Genomic DNA, 3832 nt, shown 5'->3' with positions numbered 1-3832 from the left:
GTGCCCGCACCCTGTGGCAGGGGGCGGGCACCTTCGCGTGGTCTCCTGGTCAGTCCTTGCGGATGTCGGTGTGCAGGCGTACCTGCTTGACGCGCACGATGCCGTCCTCGGTGCCCACCTCGCGGTGTGCCCCGTCGGCCGCCCAGCCACCCTCCACCAGCCAGGCGCGCAGGGCATCGTCATCGGAGCGCACCCACCAGGTGGCCCGTTCGTAGCCGTCGGCCTGCATGGTCTCGACCACGGCGTGCATCAGCCGATCCTCGTGGCCCTGACCGGTCAGCAACGGGTCGACGGTGAACTCGGCCACCAGCGAGTCGGTGACATCCGCGTCGGGGTCGTCGCTGGGGCCGATGGCCGCGAAGCCGCAGACCCGGGTGCGCTGGCGGGTGCTGCCCGGCTCGTCACCGGGTTCGGCTGCGCCGAAGGGCTGGATCGCCACCAGTACTCGGAAGTGCGCCAGCGGCGGACGGGTGATCGCCTGGTGCCAGACCTCGGCCATCTGCTCGGCGTCGACCTCGTCGAGCATCCGGCGGTTGAGCTGGTCGCCCACCCAGGCGCGGCGTTGGATCTCGACGATCTGCAGGGCCTCGGCCGGCATGGCCAGGCGCACGCTGGGCGCCACCGGAGCGGACGGCGCTCCCGGGGCAGGGGGGACGGGTGGCTTCGGCGCATCGGACATGCCGCCATCCTAGACGGTATGGGTGACCCCGATTCAGGGGTGAGAGCTCTGGCAGGCCGGGGCCTCGCCGCGCAACGATTCGTGGGTTGCCGGACAGGGTGGGCCTGTCTGGCCTTTCCGACATACGTGGGAGGCCCCGGTTGTTTACCGAGCGTACGAGTGTTGGTCTGGATGTGCATGCCCGCTCCGTGGTGGCGCATGCGATGGACGTCCAGACCGGCGAGATCTTCAAAGCCCGACTCTGCCCCGACCCTGTGGAAGTGACGGCCTGGATCAAGGCCCTGCCCGGCCCAGCGGCGGTGATCTATGAGGCGGGCCCGACGGGTTACGGTCTGGCCCGGACCTTGCTGGGCAATGACATCCGAACGGTGGTCGCGGCCCCGTCGAAACTCCAACGTCCATCTGGTAGTCGGGTGAAGACCGATGCGATCGACGCTGAACACCTCTCGATGCTGCTCCGGTTGGACGCCTACTCGGCGGTCACCGTTCCCGATGAGCTCACCGAGGCTGCCCGTGACCTCGTGAGGGCTAGGGAGGACTGCCGTAGTGACTTGATGCGTGCCAGGCATCGGTTGTCGAAGCTGCTGCTGCGTCACGGGAATCAACAACTCGCACAACACAGCCGCCGCCTCCGGACAGTTCTCACCCTCCACATGAGCCAACCCCGCCAGCGCGATCAGCACATCATCACGGGCCATCACATCGCCCGTCCGCGACGCGCGTCGAAAGTCGTCGACCGACCTCAGCAAGCCCAGGTCCGGATGACTGATCCCCCACCCCGGGGCCAGCCGATCAGCCGCCTGCAGCAGAACCTCAGTGCCCAGCGCCTCGCGCAACGTGTCCATGTCCATCTCCCTGTCGTGGGTGCCTGTCATGGACACAGATGGACACAACAACGTCCTCACTTTCGTTCCTCCACAGCCCAGTCCGATGGGGGAACGCAGGGGAAACACGCCACCGTCGGTCGGAGAAACGCCTAGCCACGGCAGCGTTCCCCCAAAAAGGGAGAAGTTCCTACCGCTCGAGCTCCACGACCAGCGGACGGGGGGTGACTTGACCCTCACGCTGCGTCAGGGCTGACAGTGAAGGGCATGAGCAACTACTTCAACGCATTCGACGCGAGCCCCGTCCCGGCGCCCGGGCCCGATGCCGTCGCACCAGAACCCTTCCGCGGCATCTACGCCATGCCCATGTTCGTCACCCTCGCCAGCCCAGACCTCGCCGCATCCGTGGACTTCTGGACCCACACCCTCGACTTCTTCGAACTGTTCAGCATCCCCGGTCGCCTCGTGCACCTGCGCCGCTGGGCCTTCCAGGACGTCTTGCTGGTCCCCTCCAACGACCCCACCCGAGTGGTTCCCGGCCAGCCACTCACGAGCTTCGCCTGCCTCCTGGGCGAACTGGACGACATCGCCAACCGCTGCCGTCAGGCCGGGACGAACGTGACCGGTCCACAGGACACCCCGTGGAACACCCGAGACCTTGAACTCACCACCCCCGAAGGTGCCCGCATCGTCTTCACCGCCGCCAAGCCCTGGGACCCAGAATCCGACCAGGCACGCAACCTCGAAGCCGTGGGAATCCGCCTGGCTCGGCAAGACTGAACCCATGAGCCAAGCAGACGCCCCCGGCGAACAGGGCATGACCGTCGGAGCGGCCGCGCGCGCCACCGGCGTCACCGTGCGCACCCTTCACCACTGGGACGACATCGGGCTCCTCACGCCTTCAAGCCGCACCCCCGCCGGCTACCGCCTCTACAGCCAGCCCGACATCGACCGCATCCTGCGAATCGTCGCCTACCAACGCGCCGGCCTCGGACTCGAAGACATCCGCGACCTGCTGCAACGCCCCAGCGACCAGATCATCCCCGCCCTCGACCAACAGCGACGACTCCTGGCCCAACGCATCGACGAACTCACCGACCTCGACAACCAACTCGAACGCATCAGCACTGCCCACCGCGAAGGAATCCTCCTGACCCCCGACGAGCAGACAGCCCTCTTCGGCGACGACTGGAACCCCCACCACGCCAACGACGCCCGCCAACAATGGGGATCAACCCTGCAATGGGCCCAATTCGCCGAACGCTCCGCCACCCGCTCCGCCACACAATGGGCCGAACTCGCCCAGCGCATGCACGCACTCGAAGACCGCTTCGCCGCAGCGATCGACAGCAACCTCCCACCCGACCGCCCCACGGCCAGTGACCTCGTCGAATGCCACCGCCACGTCTTCAGTGAGCTGTTCCCCATCACCCGTCAGATGCACGTCTGCCTGGGCAGGCTGTTCGCCAACAACCCCGACTTCAGGCGCCACTACGACACCATCCGCCCCGGACTGGCCACCTGGCTACACCACGCCATCAACCACAACGCCGCAGCCCACGGAATCAACCCTGACCAGGCAACCTGGCAATAGAACCCGTACCAGCACATCGCGCCGCCTGCTCACGGCAACCGCTGGATCACCTCGTCCACCCTCACCGGCTGGACGCCGATCAGCGCAGGATCAGCCACACGGCCAGGCGTGACATGCGACCGTGTCGGTCACCACACCCGCTGGGAATTCACGATCGGTCGCCCTGCCGACAAGCATGCGACGATGGCAGCCATGAATGTGGAGATGGTGGCGCTACCCCTCCTCGGCCCCGTCGAAGAGCACGTCGTCGATCGCTCCACGGGCACGTCCTGGACGGTGCGCGTCGAACCCTTCGAACTGGCCACCACGGTGGTCACGCGCAGCCTCTGGGCCCAAGTGACCGGGGGCACCGTCGTCCCGGAAGAGACGGCCCTGCCACAGACGGACGTGAGCTGGCGTGACGCGATCACCTTCTGCAACACACTGTCCATGCACGAGGGACTCACACCCGTGTACACGATCCGGCACCGCGAGCTTCCCGCACCGACACAGTGGCGAGCCCACAGCGAGCCCGAACACGACGACTGGATCGTCGACTGGAAGCACCACGCCGACGGCTACCGGCTCCCCACCGACGCCGAGTGGCAATTCACCTGCCGCGCCGGCACCACCGGGCCACGCCACGGCGAACTCGACGCCATCGGCTGGTACGCCGGCAACTCCAACGGCCACGTGCACGAGGTCAAGCTCAAACAGCCCAACGACTGGGGACTGTTCGACATGCTCGGCGGACAC

At 67.0% G+C, this 3832-nt stretch carries 5 protein-coding genes; 4 read left to right on the top strand and 1 reads right to left on the bottom strand.

All coding sequences use genetic code 11. The features are described 5' to 3' along the window. Window positions 1-49: 49 nt before the first annotated feature. The gene (locus tag ACHFFZ_RS12610; protein WP_394276954.1) at window positions 50-679 is read right to left on the bottom strand and encodes a GNAT family N-acetyltransferase; all 630 of its coding nucleotides are present in this window, start codon (window positions 677-679) and stop codon (window positions 50-52) included. A gap of 98 nt (window positions 680-777) precedes the next feature. On the opposite strand from ACHFFZ_RS12610, the gene ACHFFZ_RS12605 reads away from it, so the two are divergent. The 4 genes from ACHFFZ_RS12605 to ACHFFZ_RS12590 form a co-directional block, all read left to right on the top strand. Further along, the gene (locus ACHFFZ_RS12605; RefSeq protein ID WP_394276955.1) at window positions 778-1659 is read left to right on the top strand and encodes a transposase; all 882 of its coding nucleotides are present in this window, start codon (window positions 778-780) and stop codon (window positions 1657-1659) included. 111 nt (window positions 1660-1770) lie between these two features. Next, window positions 1771-2283 carry a VOC family protein gene (locus ACHFFZ_RS12600; protein ID WP_394276953.1) on the top strand — a complete coding sequence of 171 codons (513 nt, stop codon included), beginning with the start codon at window positions 1771-1773 and terminating at the stop codon, window positions 2281-2283. 4 nt (window positions 2284-2287) lie between these two features. Beyond that, window positions 2288-3097 carry a MerR family transcriptional regulator gene (locus ACHFFZ_RS12595; RefSeq protein WP_394276952.1) on the top strand — a complete coding sequence of 270 codons (810 nt, stop codon included), beginning with the start codon at window positions 2288-2290 and terminating at the stop codon, window positions 3095-3097. 183 nt (window positions 3098-3280) lie between these two features. Further along, on the top strand, window positions 3281-3832 hold a 552-nt coding region (locus ACHFFZ_RS12590), incomplete at its 3' end, for a formylglycine-generating enzyme family protein (RefSeq protein WP_394276951.1).

Origin of the sequence: Luteococcus sp. (genome assembly GCF_043424415.1) — a bacterium.
In the GTDB taxonomy this organism is placed as follows: domain Bacteria; phylum Actinomycetota; class Actinomycetes; order Propionibacteriales; family Propionibacteriaceae; genus Luteococcus.
Note: the sequence above shows the minus strand (reverse complement) of the source record. Positions and strands in the feature narration are given on the sequence as shown.